Source organism: Rhodoferax mekongensis, assembly GCF_032191775.1.
GTDB classification, from domain to species: Bacteria; Pseudomonadota; Gammaproteobacteria; order Burkholderiales; family Burkholderiaceae_C; genus Allorhodoferax; species Allorhodoferax mekongensis.
The window spans coordinates 2,832,014-2,852,056 of the sequence record NZ_CP132507.1 but is presented as its reverse complement, the minus strand read 5'-3'; the positions used below and the strand labels follow the sequence as shown (position 1 = coordinate 2,852,056).

At 47.9% G+C, this 20,043-nt stretch carries 15 protein-coding genes; 5 read left to right on the top strand and 10 right to left on the bottom strand.

The window, feature by feature from the left end; translation table 11 throughout:
- Positions 1 to 3: 3 nt before the first annotated feature.
- The 4 genes from RAN89_RS13625 to RAN89_RS13610 are packed head-to-tail and all read right to left on the bottom strand — an operon-like array spanning position 4 to position 6,897.
- Positions 4 to 1,149, bottom strand: a complete 1,146-nt coding sequence (locus RAN89_RS13625) for a Wadjet anti-phage system protein JetD domain-containing protein (RefSeq protein ID WP_313866816.1) — start codon at positions 1,147 to 1,149, stop codon at positions 4 to 6.
- On the bottom strand, positions 1,146 to 4,793 hold the full coding sequence (locus RAN89_RS13620; protein WP_313866815.1) for an SbcC/MukB-like Walker B domain-containing protein: 3,648 nt from the start codon (positions 4,791 to 4,793) through the stop codon (positions 1,146 to 1,148). The genes RAN89_RS13625 and RAN89_RS13620 overlap by 4 nt, the downstream gene beginning before the upstream one ends.
- Positions 4,790 to 5,461, bottom strand: coding sequence for a DUF4194 domain-containing protein (locus RAN89_RS13615; protein ID WP_313866814.1), 672 nt, complete (start codon positions 5,459 to 5,461; stop codon positions 4,790 to 4,792). The genes RAN89_RS13620 and RAN89_RS13615 overlap by 4 nt, the downstream gene beginning before the upstream one ends.
- A complete protein-coding gene (locus RAN89_RS13610; RefSeq protein ID WP_313866813.1) occupies positions 5,458 to 6,897 on the bottom strand; it encodes a Wadjet anti-phage system protein JetA family protein in 1,440 nt (479 codons plus the stop codon). The genes RAN89_RS13615 and RAN89_RS13610 overlap by 4 nt, the downstream gene beginning before the upstream one ends.
- A gap of 88 nt (positions 6,898 to 6,985) precedes the next feature.
- Between RAN89_RS13610 and RAN89_RS18625 the strand changes: the two genes are divergently transcribed.
- The 4 genes from RAN89_RS18625 (at position 6,986) to RAN89_RS13590 (ending at position 12,735) form a co-directional block, all read left to right on the top strand.
- Positions 6,986 to 8,119, top strand: coding sequence for an NAD(P)-dependent alcohol dehydrogenase (locus RAN89_RS18625; RefSeq protein ID WP_313866812.1), 1,134 nt, complete (start codon positions 6,986 to 6,988; stop codon positions 8,117 to 8,119).
- 390 nt (positions 8,120 to 8,509) lie between these two features.
- Positions 8,510 to 10,057: a methyl-accepting chemotaxis protein gene (locus tag RAN89_RS13600; protein ID WP_313866811.1), complete on the top strand. Its 1,548-nt coding sequence runs from the start codon at positions 8,510 to 8,512 to the stop codon at positions 10,055 to 10,057.
- A 30-nt stretch (positions 10,058 to 10,087) separates the two neighbouring features.
- A complete protein-coding gene (locus RAN89_RS13595; protein ID WP_313866810.1) occupies positions 10,088 to 10,591 on the top strand; it encodes a hypothetical protein in 504 nt (167 codons plus the stop codon).
- Positions 10,592 to 10,704: 113 nt separating this feature from the next.
- Positions 10,705 to 12,735 carry a putative bifunctional diguanylate cyclase/phosphodiesterase gene (locus RAN89_RS13590; protein ID WP_313866809.1) on the top strand — a complete coding sequence of 677 codons (2,031 nt, stop codon included), beginning with the start codon at positions 10,705 to 10,707 and terminating at the stop codon, positions 12,733 to 12,735.
- A 240-nt stretch (positions 12,736 to 12,975) separates the two neighbouring features.
- On the opposite strand, the gene RAN89_RS13585 is transcribed toward RAN89_RS13590, so the two are convergent.
- The 3 genes from RAN89_RS13585 to RAN89_RS13575 all read right to left on the bottom strand — a co-directional run bounded on the left by RAN89_RS13585 (position 12,976) and on the right by RAN89_RS13575 (position 15,607).
- Positions 12,976 to 13,899 carry a nucleotidyl transferase AbiEii/AbiGii toxin family protein gene (locus tag RAN89_RS13585; protein ID WP_313866808.1) on the bottom strand — a complete coding sequence of 308 codons (924 nt, stop codon included), beginning with the start codon at positions 13,897 to 13,899 and terminating at the stop codon, positions 12,976 to 12,978.
- Entirely contained in the window at positions 13,896 to 14,642 is a 747-nt protein-coding gene (locus RAN89_RS13580; RefSeq protein WP_313866807.1) for a type IV toxin-antitoxin system AbiEi family antitoxin domain-containing protein, read from the bottom strand. Before RAN89_RS13580 ends, RAN89_RS13585 begins: the two co-directional genes overlap by 4 nt.
- A 488-nt stretch (positions 14,643 to 15,130) precedes the next feature.
- On the bottom strand, positions 15,131 to 15,607 hold the full coding sequence (locus RAN89_RS13575) for a cache domain-containing protein (protein ID WP_313866806.1): 477 nt from the start codon (positions 15,605 to 15,607) through the stop codon (positions 15,131 to 15,133).
- A 391-nt stretch (positions 15,608 to 15,998) separates the two neighbouring features.
- Between RAN89_RS13575 and RAN89_RS13570 the strand changes: the two genes are divergently transcribed.
- Positions 15,999 to 16,403: a hypothetical protein gene (locus RAN89_RS13570; protein WP_313866805.1), complete on the top strand. Its 405-nt coding sequence runs from the start codon at positions 15,999 to 16,001 to the stop codon at positions 16,401 to 16,403.
- A gap of 6 nt (positions 16,404 to 16,409) precedes the next feature.
- Here RAN89_RS13570 and RAN89_RS13565 read toward each other — a convergent pair whose 3' ends face one another.
- The 3 genes from RAN89_RS13565 to RAN89_RS13555 all read right to left on the bottom strand — a co-directional run bounded on the left by RAN89_RS13565 (position 16,410) and on the right by RAN89_RS13555 (position 19,927).
- Positions 16,410 to 17,087: a TetR/AcrR family transcriptional regulator C-terminal domain-containing protein gene (locus RAN89_RS13565; RefSeq protein ID WP_313866804.1), complete on the bottom strand. Its 678-nt coding sequence runs from the start codon at positions 17,085 to 17,087 to the stop codon at positions 16,410 to 16,412.
- A 663-nt stretch (positions 17,088 to 17,750) separates the two neighbouring features.
- Positions 17,751 to 18,158 (bottom strand): hypothetical protein, encoded by a 408-nt coding sequence (locus RAN89_RS13560; protein WP_313866803.1) that lies wholly within the window; start codon positions 18,156 to 18,158, stop codon positions 17,751 to 17,753.
- Between the two features lie 2 nt (positions 18,159 to 18,160).
- The gene (locus RAN89_RS13555; protein ID WP_313866802.1) at positions 18,161 to 19,927 is read right to left on the bottom strand and encodes a putative bifunctional diguanylate cyclase/phosphodiesterase; all 1,767 of its coding nucleotides are present in this window, start codon (positions 19,925 to 19,927) and stop codon (positions 18,161 to 18,163) included.
- Positions 19,928 to 20,043 lie beyond the last annotated feature (116 nt).

Here is a 20,043-nt window from a genome sequence, read left to right as displayed (position 1 = left end):
AACTCAGAACTGAATGGCCTCCTGGTCTACAAAGCTCTGTTTTTGAGTCAACGCGGGTATGAGAATTGTGTCGGTATACAAGCAGCCAGTCGATTCAATCCTTCGTTGCCCCAGTTTATTGGACTCTCCGGGTGAGTGCCCATCTCCCATGTTTTGCAACTTTAGTAGTTCGTCATACCCCGCCGTCCATGCCTTTAGGTCAGGAAAACTTGTCCTCAGCGAGGCCAAAATTCTTATTCCAGACCAGTCCAGGTCACCCCAAAAGTAGGACTCAACTTGCATGTTTTTCCCAAACAACCAGCTTTCAAAAAATTCGAGGCTTAAAGGCGTTTTCTCACCCAGTGTTGAAAGGTATATCGAAGCCGTGTTTACTTCACGCAGTCTCACCGCACTCCCTTTGAAGCCAGAGGCGTAAATTAGTGCAAGCTTTGAGAAGTTCTTGTTGTCAGATCTGATGGCTCGCTCAAAGCTCAATTGGTTCTCGATGAATAGAACTGCGTTGAAGCCACCTTTTGGAAGAAACACTTGCAGTTGGACCGGAGTTTCTGGAAAAGGACATTCGTCAGTTCCTAAAATGGCATTCACTAGGCCAGTCCTGCTATCCAAAATCTTGGACATCCCCCAAAAGAGCTTTGCGGACACCTCTCGAAGCATTAGCGGCTCTGCTTGCAAATCCTTTAAGCGGTTGAGTTGCTGAACAACGTCTACCATGGGGTGATCTGCGAGGTCGATGCAGTAGTTGCCAGCTGCTAACTTTGCTTCATCTGACGCATCGAGATGCTCGTTGATAATCGACCGCCACCTCTCAATTGCAGTTTTTGGGCGTTCTAAGCGACTTGTTGCCAAACGTATCGCGTCGACATTAACGCACTTAATCTTCGGATTCGCGTCATAGCCTTGTGAGCTTTTGGTAGCTTGGGCAGGGGAAATTTGTATCCAACCGGCCCTTTGGAGTTGCAGGACCTGTTCCCATAGTGTCTCTTTTTCTGACTCGAAGTTCGCTTTGTATAAAGCGGGCCAACTGGCCTCATTCAAGGACAATGCTAAAGGGGACGCACTGCCACGACCTTCTGCGGCATCTAACTTATCAACAAGCTTGTGAAGCAGTTGTTGGATGGCGGGTGAATGCAGCCAAGGAAAGTCCATCATTGTTCAGCTGCAGGCAATGCTTGGTCCTCAGCATCCTCCGGATGCGCTTCATCAAAGAGATGCTTCGCTTTTTCTCGAGCCAATACGCGTTGGCGCTCCCACAACTCTCTCATCTTGTCAGACTTAAAGATTCGCTCGTCGCACTCTGAGATGAAGTCGAGCTCGCCATTGACTACGCCTTTGAGGCGCGTAAAGCTGTATTCCCTATTGAATTCGTCCTTAAGCGCACCAGCCTTCATAGTGGGCATTGCACTGATGATCTGAAGGTCCAATTTGTCACGCAGGAACCCGAGGACCGCTCGCGCTCTGGGCTCATCCATCTTGGCAAATGACTCGTCGTTGACTAACAGCTTCAGGCTACCGCCTTTCTCAAAGAGCTTCAGGCGGTTGGTGACAACTGCAGCGCGAACGATGTATGCAGGCGTTTCCAGCTGCCCACCAGACCCTGTACCCCATTCAGATAGCCGTACTCGGCTGCCGCTGGTAGTCTCATTGATGATGTCGTATCTGCGGTAGTTACGATAGTCAGCGATCCGCATTAGCTCTTTGGTTGCTTTGTCTTGGTCTTCATCCAGAAGAAGCTTGACTAGTCGGTCCCTGATAAAAGCGTGCTTGTCGCTTAATTCACTTATGCCAAAGAGGTCCACCGGTTCTGCAGAGTCAGCCATTTGCGTGACCGCGGCGAAGAAGCTTAAGTAGTCCTCGAACTCCGGCTCGTACTTTGTGTAGTCAATGTGGAAGCTGTCAGCACCGAATTTGAGGTTTTTGAGCTCATGGTTCATCTGCCGTAATGTCCGGACACCCTCATCAACTCGGCTCTTGATTTCAACGCAGAACTGCTTTGTGAACACGTCATGGAATGACTTTTCAGCCTCATCGAGCTCTTTGCTGCTGTTGTAAAGACCGACTCCACGCAGGTTTTCCAAGGTCTTGACAACGGACTTCTCAAGAGAAACCAGAGCCTCGTAGTTGGAGGCGAAGGAAATGGAGTCCGCTCTCTGTTGAAGCGCCACTACAAAGCGGTCGTCGTTTTCAGCGTGACTGTTGTAGGCTGTCAGAGCTTCTCTAACGTCAAATAGGCGGTCATCGGGCTTGGGGGCCAAGCTCTCCAGCCTGCTTCTAGCAGCTCCAATGGTGAGTGCCGGATCAGCAATTTGGACCTCCATGTCATCTATCAAGCGCTGATAAACCAAGCCCGGGTTTGAAGTAATTAGGTGCTTTACTTTCTGGATCTGCGCTTCCAGGTCTCGCAAGTGGGACTGTTTATTGGAGAGGATGTCGTTGATTGCCGTCTCGGCATTTCGAATAGTCGAGTCGTACCCGACATCCCGGCGGGTACCGTCGGATATCAGTTGGTTAGTATCTGAGATCTGCTTGTTGACATTGTCCAGCTCACTCTGAAGTGCCTTGAGCTCGGTGATGTCCAAACTCGCCAGGGCATCCCGGGCTGCTTGAATATCTACGGATGCTTCCCTCAATGGAGCCGCATTGAACTGCAGAGGGCGAAGGCTTTGCAATGAGCCTTTGATGGCGTCAATGGTAGTTTTCGCTGCTCGCAAACGTGTAACCTCTCCTGCGGCAAGTTCCAAGTCTCTGGTTACTTTGTCCAGTGCTTCTTCGCGGGCTTTGGTACCAAACACGTTGGTCACACGCTCAACAGTGAACATAGTCCGACTGCCAGACGCAATGCCATCTAGCGTTACTCCGCGTTCGATATCGCGTAGTGCTTCAGTGTTTGCTGCCTTGATTACAGAACCGAATTGGTCGACAAGGTAGGCCCATGCAATTGGATTGTCAGCAAGTAGCTCATTCACGATGGACTCTGCCGGCAACTGTTTGCGTTCAGCACGTCGCAGGCAAAGTGCTCCTTGAACGACTTTGGCGGTGATTTTGTGAGCCTTGAGGTGATCCACACACCTGCGCTCCCATGCCGGGTCCACTATCAAGTTGAAGCGTGCGCCACCCAGATACCCTTCGATTGCTGATTGCCACTTCAGAGATTTCGGTTCCACCAAGTCACACAGTACCTGGGTATTGGCTTCTGGAAACTCATGACTGAGCAGTTGCAGAGCTCGCTCCGTTGGCATTGGCAATGTGACCTTGCCAGTGGCTAAGCGGGCGCGCTGTGTATCCAGGTCTCTCTCCCGACCTTCCGCCGCAGTAAGGCTTTGGCCAAGGTGAACGGTTTCTGTTGTAAGCGTGAGCATGACTCCACGCTCTTGTCCGAGAAGTGCCTCATGAAGCGTCTCAATGCTCTCATTGACACCCTTGAACGCAGTCACTAACTCTTGGAGCTTTCCGATGTCCAGGTCAGCGTCTCGGGATGCTGACTCCACTAAGTCTGCGCACTCAGCCAAGCGCTCAAAGTTGATTTTCTTGTGTGCTTTGTCAACGCGGCTGATAGCGTCCTTGAGGTCTTTGAAGGTGTCCGGAATAGGGCGTGCAATCAGGTCACGTGTTTTCTGGTCCATCAAGCCAGCAGTTCGCAGCCCCGAATCCAAGGTTTCTAGGCATACCCTTGCTTCCCTGGTGGCTCGTGCCAACTTTGTCTCAAGGTCAACCTTCTGGCTGTGTACAGCAATGCCTTGAAGACGGGCCGTCAAATTGACACGTTTAGTGTCCAGAGTCGCACCCTTGCTACGCCAAGAGGCAATCTTTTCCTGCTCGTCGCGTTGATCTTGCCTTGCATGGGTAATCAATTGCTCCTTTGCGACGACTGCTTCGTCATCCGCTTTGAGTTGCAACTTTGCTACCAACATGCCTTGCATTACATGATCTTCATGTGCCTTGTTGGCCTCTTGAATGCAGGTCTGGAGTTCAGTGAGTTTTGAGACGCTTGCTTTGAGTCGCAGGCTTTTTTGGCGCAAATTGCTCACTTGGCGCATCAGGCCGCTGATGCGCTCGATATCTTGTTGAAGCTGCTTTTCGTCGAAGTCCAGGATTTCATCGCGAACCAGCTCATGAACCGAGCCAATAGGGCGGTACGCAATGGACTGAACCCACGCCTTGGCTGCATGGGTAGCCTCGTCTTTGGTGACTCCAGTTTTGCCTCGAAAGCGTCCGTAGAGCGCGCACAGGTAGTCTGTCTTCTTGTCGTAGAAGTCATTGACCTTGCTGTATTTGGTCTGGAGATGGCGTGCAATCCTGTCCGCTGGCATGCACTCATTGGTTTCCACGTTACGCATGAAGTCCTCAAAGGTGAGGGCGGCGTCATCCACGATTACCAACGACATGCTCTCAAGCTTGGGCTGCCGGGTATCACCGCTGCCTTCAACCCGAGCAGAGGCAGCGACCAACGCAGTGAAGGGTTTCAGGTTTTCCTCACCTTTGCTGGGTCGGAACACTGCAGCCATGAAGCCTTGCGCTCCGTCACTTCGTGAAAAGTTGTTGTACTCAGCACCCACAATGTAGGACTCCAAGGTCCGCTTGGTCTTGCCGCGGCGCTGACCTTGAGACACTTCGTCTTGACCTGGGTTGTAGTTCATGACGCCTTTGAAGGCAGCGGTCATAACTGTCTGCAGCGCGTCGAGCATGGTCGACTTGCCCGAACCGGTTTCACCGGTGAGCAGTGTCATGTCACCCATCTCGAAATTGCCCGGGCGCAATTGCCCCCAGTTCACCAAGATCAGACGGTCGAGTTTCATTGTTCTGCCTCCTCGACTTGCGTTACTTCTTCGATGGCGCCGTCTGCATCCAGGGCGGCGGCCAATGCTTCATTACTCACAATGCCCAAGATAGTGGGCCGGATTGCCAAGTAGGCGTCCTCATCTTTGATGGAAAACGTCGATTGAAAGCGAAGGAGGCGGTGGCGTTTAAGTTCGCCGAGAAGTGCCATGCGTTCGCCATCCCCATCAGGCAGCTGTCGTTTGAGCTGGGTTTGCAGAGTTGCAGCCAAGTCTTCAAAGTTGATTAGAGCTTCAGCTTGTGTGTCGATGAGGCCTTGATTGAGCTTCTCTTGGTAGAGGAAGCGAAGAGCAATGGCGCAAGCAACAAAGTCCGTGGACACACGCACCTTCATGGTTGGAATTGGGTTGAGCGGGTCTTCGGGCAGGCCGTCAACCACTACCCCGGGTCCGTACAAGCGGAAGAATTGTGCGTTCAATTCGTGGTGCAGCAATAGACCAGCGATCTCAAAGTACTCTGCCAACAATTGCTCAATGCGCCTTGCATCATCATACAAAAGTTGCTCAGTACGGTCCTCGTCACGCACCAATGTCCCATATGTGAGCAATCTGGCTGCGATTTCGCGGAACCGGTCCATAGTCAGGTTGGCAGCAGCGAGCTTCTCGCGCAATTCTGTGGTGATGCTCATGTCTTCTTCTTGAAATCAAATTCGTAGTCAAAGCCGCTGTAGAACTCGTTCTCAACCCTGTGGGGGAGGCGAGTCGCAGCCAAGTCGCCAGCCTTTGCGTTACGTACAGCTTCCACTGCCTGCATGTTGCTGATGAGGTCTCTGGCGGAGTCCGGGGGGAGGGCGGATAGCCGGATGGGGTGTTTGAAGAGTTTCAAGTCATTGCGAAGCTTGCTCGCAAGGTCTTCATTGGAGACCGCAAACGCCTCAGACTCCGCTCTGTTGAGGAATGCTTCTAACCGCGCAGCCCGGCTGGCCCGTGGTTGAACAGAGATGGTCGATGCTTTGCGCCGCTGAGTGGCAGAGCGCAACTTGAAGCTCGCTGGATCCAAGAGCCGGAGCTCTACGGTGGTGATTTTGTCGCCAATGGCGTTCAGTAACTTGTCCTGCCCAGTCTTGTCTGACGCTGCGATTTTTGCGATCGCTCCAAGGTAAGCGTGACGGTTCTGGCCTGTTCGCAACATCATTGACTGCTGCACCAAGCCGGTAACACGGCGGATGTAGGTCTCCATAGCCCGTACAAAGGTTGGTTGCTTTGTTTCGCAAGCTGCGTTTACTATTTCGTCAATCCGGTCGAGCAGCCATTCCAAGACGGATGGGCCACTGTGTTCCTTTACCGCCCACTGGGCAATGTCACTGAGCTGCTCTTCCATGCGTCGGTACCGCGGCCCCTCAGCGTTCTGACGTAAAGCTTCAATCTTTTGGCGGATGGAGTTGCGGTTTAGTGTGGCGCTGTCCGCAGTGAGCTGTTTCGAGTAGTCGCGCTGGAATCTGTCTAGAAATTCGACGAAGTCATCCCATTGGGAATGGACCGTTGCTTCCTGCATCAGGTGGCGGATGCGGTCTTGTAAGTAGTCGATACCGTCGGTAAGGTCTTCAATGACTTTCTCTGCGTACTCGTATGCATCCACGATGTCATGGGCATCACCCCGTTCCGACAAGGCAGCTTCCAGGGCATTTCGGCAGCCTCGCATGTTGCGTTGCCGGCTGCGACTCGGGCGGGAAAGTGACCAAAAGGCTTCTGAGAACAACTTCCCAGGCCTGGAGAACCGGAAAGCCGTTACCAAGCCATGTCTGTCCGGGAACTGTTCTAGCCATCCATCTCGCGTGAGAGCGCGGATGATTGCATTGGAGAGCAACTGAGGGTCAGAGGTGTCCAGCGTGCTGAACTCATCCTGACCACCTTCCAAATCGAGGTCGTGCAGGTACTCCCGGACCACAGGTGTGATGAGCTCCTTTAGCGACTCGCGGTTCGGGTTGTGGGCGTAATCCGCTGATGGACCGTGAAGGCGCTCATAAAGTGCTCGCAGACAAGCGGAGATCAACTCTCGCCTAGAGCTGTTCAGTGGGCGAAAGAAGCGTTGCCGTTCGCTCTCAAAAAAGACTGTGGTACTCAATGTTCCCCCCGTGAGAGGGCTATTTTGCCCTTGAAAGTCACGCTATCTGGAAGTTCCAGGCCCACCCAAAGAAGGACAGAAGTAGGCGATGTCTCATTTTTGGGGCGGATACCTACACTCTACGTTGACAAACTTACGATGTAAGGCAGACAATGCTTACGATGTAAGTTCGGTAGAAGGTGCAAGGCTCCTATACATACAAATCTCATCCAAATTTATCCTCAGACCACGCATGACAAGCTCTCTAACTTCCTCCTCTCTCATGAAAGCATGGGAGTGCACTAGCTATGGTGCCCCCTCTGTTTTGAAGTTGACTGAGCGACCAATACCGCAAATAGGCGACGATGACGTGCTTGTCGAAATGCGAGCAACTACCGTGTCCTCTGGTGATAGCCGCGTACGCGGACTGAGGATGCCCAACGGCTTCAGATGGATTGCCAGGCCGGTTCTTGGGCTGTTTAAGCCTCGTTGCGAAGTACTCGGAACTGATATTGCCGGAAACGTAGTGTCCGTGGGCGTCAACGTCACCAAATTCAGAGTTGGCGACAAGGTGCTTGGATTTGCCGGAGCAAAAATGGGCTGTCATGCTGCCTACCGCGTGTTTACGCCAAAAATGCCGCTGGCTCGTATGCCAGAAGGTCTGACCTACGAAGAAGCTGTGAGCATTCCATTTGGGGCAACCGTTGCCGTTCACTTTATCAAGGACGTCGAACTTAATCCAAATGCGAAAGTGCTGGTAATCGGAGCATCAGGAGCAGTCGGTTTGGCGTTTGTTCAACTTTGCAAACACCTCCGTTGTCATGTAACGGCAGTCACTTCAAGTCCAAATCATCAGCTGGTCTACGAGCAAAGAGCTGATCGCGCAATCAGCTACGGACCGGACTATTTGAGAAAGCTAGACGAATTATTTGACTTGATTGTCGACACAGTGGGGGCTGCGCCATTTGGAACTTATGAGCCCTTTTTAAAGCCCTCCGGTTCTTGCGTTTCTGTTTCCGGCGGTCTGGCAGACGTTTTAAAAGCCCCTATGTCCAAGGGGAAGCTTATTTCCGGACCCGTTCCATTGTCGCAGCCGGATTTGGACTACATCGTTGAACTGACGAATAGTGGTGTCTTTAGGCCGGTGATTGACCGCATATTCGGCTTTGATGAGATGCATGAGGCTCACTCAAGAGTAGATACGGGTAGAAAGCGCGGTAGCGTGGTTATAAAAAGTTATTAAATTTACTCTCGAATCTTCGAGAGCAAATAGTGAAATTTAAGCGCTTAAATTCAAATACATAAGTTGGTGGTGCTACATGAACTTTAAGAACTTCTCTTCATTGACTGCAATGGCTTGCATTCTGATCGCTGGATCTTGGGTACTTATCCCATTTGATATTGATCTGAATAAGACTCATGACATCATAAGTATATTGAAGTATGAGAGATACAAAGCATCTGCAGTATTGGTGGGCGTGGCAATTATGTTCTATTTGTCAAGAAACACTGAAGAGCCAGATGAGCGACGTCCCCTAGTGATTGGATATCTCGTCACCTGTGTACTTCTCTCAATCGCTTATTTTATGAGCTAACAAACTAAAGCCAGCTAAAAATAGAATTGAGTCTGATAATGAAAATTGGAACAAAGCTAGGCCTGTTTATTGGCTCGTTCTGTGCTCTAGTTGTGCTAGTGGGCATTCTTGGTATGAAAACCGCTAGGGACTCAAATGGAGCCTTGCAGTCGGTCTATGAAGATAGAGTGATTGCACTCCAAAAGATTGGACAACTATCCGAGAACATTCTGAAGATCAGGATGAGTCAACTCGAGATGATCTTAAATCCATCTCCATCAAATATTGAAATAAAGACACGTGAATACCGAGAAAATCTAGAACTATTGAACAAGGCATGGACTGAGTACGCATCAACGAAAATGACCGAGGAAGAAAATGCACGAGTTCAAGAATTCAAGCCTGCACTTGATAAGTTAACAGCAGAAGGCTTCGAGCCAATTGCTAAAGCAATAGGTGAAAGAAATATCGATGAAGCCAGAGGTGTATTTGTTTCCAAGATGCCTTTGCTTTTGCCAAAAGTCCAGGCAATAGTTGAAGAGCTAACAGAAATTCAAGTCAAAGCAACTAAAGACGAGTACGACGCAGCTAGCGAAAATTTCATAAAAGCTAGGGCTATATCTGTACTAGTGACGCTGGCAGGATGTTTGATTGCAACTTTATTGGGCGCATTTCTTGTCCGCCAACTTAAGCGCCAGCTAGGTGGTGAACCTGCCCAGGTAATTGCTATATCAAGGGCTATATCTCTAGGCGACCTGACAACAAATATTGACACTTCCAAAGCAGTTGATGGAAGTCTAATCGCCTCAATGGAGAGAATGCAGAGCAGTTTACTTAAGGCTGTTAAGCAGATTTCAATAACGTCCCAAAGCGTCGCGAATTCAAGTGCTGAAATAGCATTTGGAAACACAGATCTATCTTCGCGAACAGAGAGTCAGGCAAGTGCATTGGAGGAGACTGCCGCTTCAATGGAAGAATTGAGCGGCACAGTAAAAAACAATGCTCACAATGCTTACACGGCAAGTCAATCTTCGCAAAATGCAGTAGAAATGGCTCAAAACAGCTCACGTGTCGTTGAGGACTTTGTCTCAACAATGAGGGGCATAGATGACTCCTCCAAAAAGATTGGTGAAATCATCGGAGTGATTGACTCAATTGCATTTCAAACAAATATCCTTGCCCTCAACGCTGCTGTTGAAGCAGCAAGGGCCGGTGAGCAAGGTAGGGGATTTGCAGTTGTAGCCTCAGAGGTCCGTGCATTAGCTGGGCGCAGTGCAAGTGCAGCTAAAGAGATCAAGTCTCTTATCGAAGTTAGTACACAGCGGGTAGATGCAGGTAGGTCTCTTGCCGAAAACGCAGTTACAGGAATGAAAAGTGCAGTAAGCGCTATCCAGAATGTAACCAATCTTATCCAAGAGATATCTCACTCAAGCAATGAACAATCGGCTGGCATAAACCAAATCGGACAAGCCGTCACAGAGATGGACCAAGTTACCCAACAAAATGCTGCTCTTGTGGAGGAGATGTCTGCCTCAGCAATGTCACTTAAAGAGATGTCACAAGATCTGTTAAATGCCATCTCAGTATTCAAATTCGAACAGCAGTGATATTTTTTTACTGAGTTTTTGAGAAAAGAAATGCAGACGTTTATTGCAATCATCGGTGGACCTGCGTCGGGAAAGTCCACAATAATTAAAAGCTTGACAGGATGTCCTTCAGGGCAATTCCGTGGAACCGTTGTAGATCAGTTAAACGGGCAGATGATCGAAGTCATAAGCGCTTCTCCGCAAGAAATTGCTCTTTCCTACGAAAACTATATGGATACTCTTCAAAGAGTATCGTTCAATGATAAATATCAAGGAATAGTATGCGCACTTAGACCTACATATCCGAGCAAGCGCTTATCTATAGAAGATGTTCTATCAAATGCCGTTGAGTATGGATTTCAAGTCCATGTATTCATCTTAAGTCCGGGATATCTTGGGTTTGATTGTGACCTAACGGATATCTTCAAGAGACTTCCTAATAGTCTATCGAGTTTACAGATTATTGATGGCAGGCGATTTTCAATGGCAAATGCATTGAAAATTCATTCAATTTCTAGACTCATTCCGACTTTTTCGGAATCGCTCGTTGATTAGATGTGATTTGTATCAATTTCATTCGATTGTCTTTATTCTGCAGAATCAAGGTCATTTATAAATAGAGCTGGGCTTGCCAGTTGCGTCGGGGTAAATGAGAAATTAGGTAGATTATGGAAGAAAAAAATGCCCCAATTGCGGAAGGTGGGTATCGTGAAACGCTTAGTAGATTTGAATTGATTGATAGTCCCTTATGGGTCTTTGACACTGATCATGCGAAGATTTGCTGGGCAAATAGAAAGGCTCTGGAAATCTGGAAGTCTGACTCTTTGAGCGAATTGTGCGAGCGTGATATGGCTTTGGATATGTCGACCTCGGTAGAGAAGAGACTTCGGCAATATCAAAGTGACTTCTTGCAAAGTAATGCTAAGTTTCGTGAGCAGTGGACTATCTATCCAAAGGGTGAGCCACTTACGATGAGCATGTATCTCAGCGGATTTCGTCTCGAAGACGGAAGAATGGCCATGCTTTGTGAAGGGCATCCAACCAGTGAAAGCTTAGCGCCCGAGTCCATTCGGTCGGTTGAGGCACTGTTACATACACCCGTGATGATCACTTTGTTTGATAGGTCGGGTAGTGCTCTTTATCGGAACCCGGCTGCTAGAGAGTCTGTGCCCCAATTGGACATGAAGCTAGCTCAACGCTTTGTTAAACAGACTGATGCTTCCGAGCTCTTTGAAAGACTTAATTCAGAGGACGATGTCACCTCGATATATTCAGTTAAAACGAGTACTGGCGTACAGTGGCATGAAGTTTCTGTTCGCAAGTGCAGAGATGCAGTGTCAGGAGGCATAGCCTTCCTTTGCACCGAATCAAACGTGACTGCTCTGAAACACGCTCAGGCTCATTCGAATCACTTGGCTCGGCATGACGCGCTTACGGGGTTACCCAATCGAAACCACGTAATGCAACGTTTTCAGACCGCAATTAGTGAGATTGCCGGAACAAACAAGGAAGCCGCACTGATTTTTCTTGACCTAGACCACTTCAAGGATGTCAACGACACCTTAGGTCATTCCGCAGGCGACGAACTCCTTGTTGATGTCGCGCATAGGTTGCGGAGCATTATTCGCAGTTCAGATATGGTCGCTAGACTTGGCGGTGATGAGTTCCTTATCCTGATGTTGTCAAAAAACATTCGGAACGAGATTGAGATCGTCAAGCAGCGTCTTGCGGAGACAGTATCAAAGCCAATCACGATACATGGAACAGAGATTCAAGTGACAACGAGCGTCGGTGTTGCAATTTATCCTCACCATGGTCTGGATATGGAGACCCTGTTGCGCAATGCAGATCTAGCGATGTACAGCTCCAAGGACCGAGGACGTAATGCACTGACGATTTATGAAAGTCAGATGTCCGAGAAAGTTCAGACTCGCTTAAGGCTAGAGGCCGAGCTGCGAGATGCGCTGAATACAAGCGCATTCGAGGTCTATTACCAGCCCCGCGTTGATATGCGGACTAACCAGGTGGTTGGCGCTGAAGCACTATTGCGATGGAATCATAAAAATGGTGGCATCTTAATGCCCTCTGAATTCATTGAGGCATGCGAAAACATTGGACTGATGTGCGAAATAGGCGACTTCGTAATGAATGAAGTATGCAAAGTTCAATCGGAATGGCATGGTAAAGGGTACCTCATTGATATCTCAGTTAACGTTTCGCGTAAGCAACTCCTTGCTGAAGACGTTGTATATCAATTTCAGAAAATTGCTCAATCCTATGGTGCAGATATCACACGCATTGAAATCGACCTCAAAGAGTCGATGCTTGTGGGTCACAACAATAGCCTTGTATCCAGAGTCAATGAATTCAGATCTGCTGGGTTTAGGGTGTCCATTGATGATTTTGGTCAAGAGTTTACTAATCTTATAAAAATAAAAAGCTTGCCTCTGAGTAGCTTAAAGATATCACCATCATTTACCAGTCTGATTACCAAAGAAGTTGCTGTAACTGAATTGTTGGCATCCCTCTGCGGACTAATGAGCTTTGAAGTAGTTGCTCTGGGAGTTGAAAACTTTGAACAGGTAAACTGGCTTTTAACCAAGAGCATTTATGTTTGCCAGGGAAGCTTTTACTCAATGCCAGTGCCGCTTAGCGAATTCAATAGTTACTTACAATCTAATTGCGTTCAATCTTCTTGAGGCAGCGATCGAGTCGACTCATTTTTTGAGACAGGGAAAATTGAAGAACGCATCTGTAAGACCTAGCCGTTCTCAAATAGAGCTTGTTTAGCTACGAAACGGTTTTTTGATTGACGACCCCTCTAGCGCAGGCTTGAGGGGTTTTCTTTTATGGTCGGGACTTACTACGCTGGTCGCCCAAGAAAGCCAGGAAACTCAATACTGGTGTGGCTTAGGGCCAAGCTAGGATGGGCCCGCGGCCTAAACGACCGCTGCCAAACGAGCGGCGAGGTCGTCGTGCTGCTGTTCGAACCGCTGCGGATTACTTTTCTTTAGTTTGGCTAGGTTCATCAACTTCCAGCGAATTGCCGGCAAGTTCAGCAAATGCTCGTACGGCATCTGACTCCAGTCAGGGTCGGCTTGGACCAGCGACAGCAGAAAAGTTCGGTGAGCTGGAGTTAGCGCCTTCGGCAGCAATTCAAACAGCTGTACTCTTGTAGCCTCCAGTTGTTCCAAGGTAACTGTATTGGTAGGCATGCCAATGAATTCATTCTTGAACACCTCAGCAAGTGGTTGTGGTTTTGCGAACAGAACTTCATGCACTGGGCGGTTGTGTCCAGCCAGGTACACCACGAAGCAGTCGACGAACTCAGGCGGCAGTCCAAATCTGTCGAACATGTGCTGAACATCGAACAGGTCGCGGGGATGTTGTCGATCCATGGCAGCTACAAGCTTGCTGCCATAAAGCTCTGGAACTGCCAGTATCGGAACCTCAATGTTCGCTGTAAACAGAGTTTGCGCTGCTGCTGTTAACGAGGAGCGAACCGGGGCGTGCACGGTACCTCGGAAGACGAAGTTCACTTCTACCTTCACCTCCGAGGTGTAGTCTGTTACGAACATTTTGGCTTCGTCGCCGACTTTGTTCTGACGAATCTCAGCTGCAAGTCCAATGCGCTCTATGCGTGTCTTTGCCGCCGCCAACTCATCCTTGATTGTCTTGAGCGCGTCATCGCGCTGCATATCGTGAGGTACGAAGACCACATCGATGTCCACAGACAGACGAGGGAGGTCCTGAACGAACAGGTTGAGCGCTGTTCCGCCTTTCATCGCGAAGAACGGCGTCTCGAAGATTGCAGGTGCGATTTCCAGCAGGAGCCGGACAGTTGAAACGTAGGCTTGGTTCATAGGCTTCGCTTCAGGTCTAGGCGCTCTCCGGTCTTTCCCACGCTCACCCAGCGCTTGCCACCACCCAGGCGCTCGCTGTGTTGCTGTGCGATGGATTTCCAAGGTAGGTTGAGCTCATCAGCTAGGACATGCGCCAGGCGCACGACCTTAATGCGGGTCAAATACGAAAAAAGTTCTTCCACCACTGATAGTCGAAGCGAACGGGCACCTTCAATAAGGTGCTTTGCTTCTTCCAGTGTCTGTCCCTTTCCGACATCGCTCAAAAGTTCCAGAATCGCGCGCTCGGGCGTCGACACAGGAAGGTCTGATCGCCCGGCTGGCATAGGCGCGATACCTAGTTCTTGTGGCATCCTCGCATCGAAGAGATGCGTAGCTTGGTAGTGAACCGGGAAGCGCGAAGTGAACCAAGCAGGTAGCTTGGCTGGCTTATCGCCCCAAAGCATCAACGTTTCTCTATGGGGGAGGTTGTGCCGCACTCCGCGCCAACTGAGCGCCGTTTTACCGGCAACGTGCAAGCCAGGTACGGTAGGAATTAACCACGCCAGACTCGCATCTCGCTCTAGGGCGTCGCCTGGCAGGGAATAGGCGCCGCGGCCCAGGTGTTCCAGCCAGCCCTCCTTTGCGAGGCGCGCGGCATGTTTGCTTGTCAGCCCATGTTTACTCATCCAGCGCGTACCCAACGGTTGGCCTCGCGTTACTTCTGGAAGTAACAACTTGAATGAAAAATTTGCTTTAGTTCCCATCTGAGGGGAACTATAGAAAATAATTTATGCCTTTGTCAAGTGGGACTCTCAGTCCTGCCGACTCTGTCTGGCGGTGCTGCATAGATTTAGACGAGTACTTCCCCTTTTGGGGGAATAAGAAGCGATATTTTATGCGCTTGATCGTTGCTAAGGGGAAGGGGTGCCCTCAACGACATTTGGCGTCTGTTACAAAGATTGGGCCACCAGCGCAGTAATTCCCTTATGGCCTTGCGGGCGTCTCAGGAGCCGAGACTCAAGCTTGGGTGGAACCCCGAAGTTACGTCAGGTCGGACTTTTGCAATGATTGACCTGAATAGCTGCGGCAGTGGGGCGGTGCCGTAGCCATTCGTACCTGGTCTTTGCTGGAGAAGATTTTTCCTCCAAGAGAAATGCCTTCCAATCTAAGACTGGAGGGCATCCCAGGGGAATCAGGGTTACCTTAGCAACACTATTCAGCAACGGCTAGCGTCTATAAGACGCCTTTTTCCTTATTTTGTGAAGTGATATCCACAGGCGATGACGATGTCATCGACCTTCTCAACGTATGTCAACTTAGGTTCCATTTTTTGTGTGGCTGGATTCGTGAAGATGTATTCGTCGCTCCAGCCAGACGTACCCTTTTCAACTGCCTTGAAGAAGCTTCGGATGATGTTCACGCCATTGATATCGCGCAAGTCCATGATGTTTGCGCCAATCATCTTTTTCAGAGCTCCGTGTGCAAGAACTTCGCCTTTCTGATCCATCACGATAAGGAAGAGTTCACGGTCACGAAATTGTCCGGATTGGTTGCTGAATTCAGCGAACGATTTTTCCTTGCCGTTAGCCTTATAGAAGGCTACAGCCTTCTTAACCATTGCTACGGCTTCTTCTTTTGTCGCCCTAGCTTGTGCAGAAGCGCTAATCGGCATGAGAGTGCAAGCTGCGGTGACTGCTGCGAGCAAGATCTTCGTAATTGAAACTTTCATTTTTACCTCTTTGATGACAATCTAATTAAAGCGACGTTTACCAGGGTGCTAGTCAATCATTTGAATTGATCAAATAAAAACTCAAACAATATCGTCATTGAAAATGTCCCTAGAACAATCATTCTGACTAATAAATCATATGGAGGAGTGAAAATTTGTATCGCTAGACAATGAACTTTGGCAAATCTTAAGGTTCATCCGATATGGAGAGCTTCGTTTTAACTGAGATGTTCAATTGCTTGTGCTCCAATGTCGTGCACGGCGAACTTGCAGTTAATATTTGGCTTTTCTTTAGGTAAATTGACGGTAGATGGACCTTAAATGTTTAGACTACCGAATGGATCTGCTTTAGATATCGTGACAAACGCAGCCGAATTAACTAAATATTTTGATGCTTACGAAAATTAGTTCAGCAGAATTGGTGCCGGGCAATCTGATTGACGTCGGACTGACTCAAGTTGGGGGAAGGCTGAAGACCGCGGTACTTCAATTGCCAACTGGGGCTCAGATTGATGAGATTCAAAAGAAGATAGATAAGCAGATCAAGCTTGAAATAGTCACACGGTCTATGCTTTTGACTTCTTACTTTGAGCATAAGAAGCAAGCTGGACCCCCGCTCAAAATCAAGGAATGGCTGCCGCTGAGTGATGAAGACCCGGAACGCGTATTCCTATCAATACCACTGTGCAGAAAAATCGAACCCGATAGATTCCAATTTCTTGAAGGTGTTGATCTAGTTCCTGCTTTGTTGCAGGTAATTAAGCTTAGGGGCGTGGTAGTTCTAAGCGAAAAATGAGAACGACTAGCCTTGGGTTTGTTGGGATATATCTTTAGACTCAAGTAGCTCACTCAAGCTATTGAGAATTAAATCAAGTCCAAATTCAAAATGATGCATCCCGTCGTAGCGACCGGAAATGACTTCTTCAGTAAGCGCTCGCATAAACGGGTGAGTGGCTTGAGGAATCATCGGCAAGAAGTACTTGGCCGCTTCAGCATAGGTGCCCTCTTCCAAAGGGAAGAGAAGTTTTTGAAGAGTGAACCCAAATAAATGGCCATCGATGACGTTCCTTGCCCTGTCTGCCAACACATGGGGAAAACCTCCATTCAAGAAGCAGCCATGCATAGCATCAAAATACTTCAACTTGAATGGTCCAATGTTTACGCGCGAAACAAGCGGAATCGGAGCCCAACGGTGCTTCATCAAGACGAGATGCGCGGATATCGCAGACTTGCGAACCTCATCTCGCCAGAAAACGCTCGGGTTCGGTAAGTGCATTTCAGACACAACTAGGTCGATCATGCCGTCAATAAGGGCATCTTTATTTTTGACATGGTTGTAGAGTGACATCGCTTCCACCCCCAAGCCACTTGCAAGTTTGCGCATCGAGAGCGCTTCCAGGCCTGAGACGTCTGCGAGGTCAATTGCTGCTTGAAGAATCTTATCTTTTGTTAACAGCGGCTTTTCTTGTTGAGAGTTCATTGCTGTTATGTGTCTTGAAGATGCATGTGCCCATCACCGGCATAAAATAAATTGTGCAAAGTATCAGAGCTTGGAGTGGCCTCTGAGGGGTGCTCTAACAGGGAAATTTCGGTGATTTTACGCGGGTGGCCCGTCGATGTCACTTCGCGCTGGAAAGTCAGACGGTGCGCATGCGTACAGCTGAGTTCAGACTTACGAGCATCATGATTGAGTGCAATTCAACTCTGTCTTAGAGTGGGGCCATTTTCGGTGTTCTGAGAGGTTCGGACTTGGCATCACTGAACGTATGGGATAGACATTTCAGTGGGATGATGGTGGCGTGCCGATGGTCGTGACTTAAGTCTAAGCCTCACGGACTGGTTTATATCTATTCCCAGCTGCCAAATCTCAATTGTTACATAGAGCCAAATAGTTGGATTGGCGTTTAATGTAGACCGATTTGTGATTTATCGTTAAAAAATTCATGATTCCAAGAACTAGAAGTATTTTCTTGGATCTCTGAGGTTGGAGCTTTCAATATTTGCTTACAGATCGCAATGAGCACAGCGCAAATTGATAGTGCCCTCGATTTGGCCTTTTGCTATTGACTTTACTACCTCCAAATCTGGGGTCAGGCCTCAAAGCTGAACTAGAACGTTCATTTGCTTCCCATAGTTATCTATATTATGGTTGCTCGATATCAATACCGATGCCTGTACTATAGGCGAACTTCAGTTTGAGTATTCCATTTACCTCAATCCAGGAGTGATTTAGATCACGTAGCTTTGCAAAGCGTTTTCCTGCAAACACTCCATAAAATTCTAAAAGAAGACTTGTTCGGTATGTGGATCCAAGGAGTGGCCACAGCCTGAAGTCAATAATTTTTATGTTTTCAAAGACTACGACTTTAGATTCCGCAATTAATAGTTCATCCTCTTTGAGGAGCTGCATTTTATCTAATTCGAAATAGTTATAGTCATCCGTTAAAATATTATCTAACGCAGCTACATCAGCGCCTAATTTTGCGTTGACCAACTCCTGTTCTCTCTGATTTACTCTTATTTGAGTAGTTGGTCTAACAAAAGACATCATAACTAGAGCCACATCCCTGTCGTAATAATCGCAGGTTCTGGCCGTCCAAACAGGTAGCCTTGAAAAGCATTGCAACCCAGTCCTTGCAGTTGGTTGTATTGATCTTCATCTTCAACACCTTCTGCTACAACATCAAGATTGAGTGTTCTTGAAAGCTGAATAATCATTTTTGCAATTGCATTGCTATTCAAGTTATTTGAAATATCGCAAACAAAACTTCTATCAATTTTTAATTGATGTAGCGGAAGTTTCTTCAAGTAGGATAGGGATGAATAGCCGGTTCCAAAGTCATCAAGAGAGAAACTAATTCCGTTTCGGGACAAAGTTTTCATTTTCGAGATAGTGTCTTCAACATTGAATTGAAGCATTGACTCTGTGAGTTCAAGTTGTAGTCGATGCGCAGGTGCACTTGACTGTTGGATATGGCTCATGATTTCCGATATAAAGGATTCACTTTGCACTTGTCTAGAGCTAATATTTATCGAAAGAGTTAGGTGCTGTGTCTCTTCACGTAGTTGCCAATGGGCTAGATAAGGTAAAGCATTCCTAAGTACCCAATTTCCGAGTTCAATGATTAAGTCACTTTGTTCTGCAACAGGGATGAAGAGTGCAGGTGACAGCAATCCTTTACCTGGGTGATTCCACCGTACTAATACCTCGTATCCAGAAACGACTTTGCTTCCTCTGCAAATGGGCTGGAGATAGACCTCTAGTTGGTCTTCACTTATCGCAGTCCTCAGATCATTCTCTAATTGAGCCTGCTCCTTTTGCTTGATGGAAAGCTCATCAGAGTAAAGCTGATATCTGTTACCTCCCTCTCGCCTTGCTTGGTATAGGGCAAGTTCCGACCTCATTAAAAGCGCTGAGGGATTCAAGCCATGTTCTTGAACTAGAGCTGCGCCTATGCTGATGGAGTTTAGAAATTTTCCATCGTTGAACTCAAAGGAAAAATTCAGCCCTTTGACTAGATCATCACATATACGTCTTAATGATGATTCCGCTTTAGTAACATTTCCATCCAGATGGGTAAGTACAACTGCAAATTCATCATTTCCTGTACGAACTATTAGTGGCGAATAGACTGCTATCGATCTAAGTCTTGACGATATTTCTCGAAGGTGCTGATCTCCTATTTGTGGTCCATAGGAGTCATTTAAAAGACTGAATCTATCGATGTCTATGAGAACTAGCGCGATGTAAGAGTCTCGGTAAGTTGTACTTTCCAGAAGTCTTTGGAGTTCTAGTTGTAGTGTCTTTCTGTTTCCGAGACCTGTAAGTAAGTCAACAGAAACGCCAGTCTGTAAGTCGCTTTCGATCTCAACAGTCTTGCTTACGTCTCTAACGTAAAAAATGTACGCGGCATCAGCTTTTCTAGTTCTCTTTTCAGATTTATTGATGACGCACATTTCAAACCAGCGTTTAGTACCTGAAATATCTAGCTGATAGATCAGATCAGTCGCGACTCCTGATGTGTGTGCAACATTCATTGCGTGAAAGCAAAGATCTTGCAGGTTAATTGGCAAGACGTCGGAAATTGATTTGCCGATTAGAGATGAACTTGGCCTGTATAGCCTCGTCTCATCTTTTGCATAGATTTTCTTGTATATTCCAGTTCCATCAATTTCAAAGACCACACCAGGGTGCATCGCCAAAAAATAGTCATTTACTTCCTTTCTTGAATTAGACCGTAAAGCTACTCGCTGTCTATTTACAATAGATTTTAATTTGGCAGATTTTTGTGTGATGACTAAGCTTTTGAGCAATGACATACTGTCCGAATCCCAGCATTATTTTGATGTACAGATAGCATTCATCTGCATCTGAGGTGAATCGCTAATGCTTCAAATTCTATTGGTGATGTATGACCTTGATGATGGTCAATGCT

Coding starts and splice junctions, on each gene's coding strand:
- RAN89_RS13625 (WP_313866816.1), bottom strand. CDS start 1,149: ATGATGGACTTTCCTTGGCTGCATTCACCCGCCATCCAACAACTGCTT.
- RAN89_RS13620 (WP_313866815.1), bottom strand. CDS start 4,793: ATGAAACTCGACCGTCTGATCTTGGTGAACTGGGGGCAATTGCGCCCG.
- RAN89_RS13615 (WP_313866814.1), bottom strand. CDS start 5,461: ATGAGCATCACCACAGAATTGCGCGAGAAGCTCGCTGCTGCCAACCTG.
- RAN89_RS18625 (WP_313866812.1), top strand. CDS start 6,986: ATGTCTCATTTTTGGGGCGGATACCTACACTCTACGTTGACAAACTTA.
- RAN89_RS13600 (WP_313866811.1), top strand. CDS start 8,510: ATGAAAATTGGAACAAAGCTAGGCCTGTTTATTGGCTCGTTCTGTGCT.
- RAN89_RS13595 (WP_313866810.1), top strand. CDS start 10,088: ATGCAGACGTTTATTGCAATCATCGGTGGACCTGCGTCGGGAAAGTCC.
- RAN89_RS13590 (WP_313866809.1), top strand. CDS start 10,705: ATGGAAGAAAAAAATGCCCCAATTGCGGAAGGTGGGTATCGTGAAACG.
- RAN89_RS13585 (WP_313866808.1), bottom strand. CDS start 13,899: ATGAACCAAGCCTACGTTTCAACTGTCCGGCTCCTGCTGGAAATCGCA.
- RAN89_RS13580 (WP_313866807.1), bottom strand. CDS start 14,642: ATGGGAACTAAAGCAAATTTTTCATTCAAGTTGTTACTTCCAGAAGTA.
- RAN89_RS13575 (WP_313866806.1), bottom strand. CDS start 15,607: ATGAAAGTTTCAATTACGAAGATCTTGCTCGCAGCAGTCACCGCAGCT.
- RAN89_RS13570 (WP_313866805.1), top strand. CDS start 15,999: ATGCTTACGAAAATTAGTTCAGCAGAATTGGTGCCGGGCAATCTGATT.
- RAN89_RS13565 (WP_313866804.1), bottom strand. CDS start 17,087: ATGAACTCTCAACAAGAAAAGCCGCTGTTAACAAAAGATAAGATTCTT.
- RAN89_RS13560 (WP_313866803.1), bottom strand. CDS start 18,158: ATGATGTCTTTTGTTAGACCAACTACTCAAATAAGAGTAAATCAGAGA.
- RAN89_RS13555 (WP_313866802.1), bottom strand. CDS start 19,927: ATGTCATTGCTCAAAAGCTTAGTCATCACACAAAAATCTGCCAAATTA.